The 316-nt window shown below is 47.8% G+C and carries 1 protein-coding gene; it reads left to right on the forward strand.

Annotation, left to right across the window (positions count from 1 at the left end; translation table 11 throughout):
* A partial coding sequence (locus SB775_RS28395; RefSeq protein WP_410864514.1) for a hypothetical protein occupies nt 1–316 on the forward strand: 316 nt, incomplete at both ends.

Here is a 316-nt window from a genome sequence, read left to right on the forward strand (position 1 = left end):
TCCATAGATGAACTTCGGACGTTCGCAGAGGGCCAACATTCTCCCTATGGGAATTGGGCACGATCGAGTGAGGTGGAAGCGGGTGATTACTCGAACCATAAACTTGTCATTGAGCTGGGTTCAGTAAGGAGTGGTCAAATTCCCGCCGACTATGAAGAAGGGCCCTATCCGACTGAAGAAGAGCTGGATGTGTTTTACTATATATTGGATAAAGTACGCGAAGAGCGTGCCAGTATAGATCCAGAAGAGTTCTTTGATGAGGAGAAGTTTGTAAGGGAGGCAGCAGAAGAGCTGTCTATCAGCTATGAGGAAGCAC

The organism is Peribacillus sp. SIMBA_075 (genome assembly GCF_046534585.1).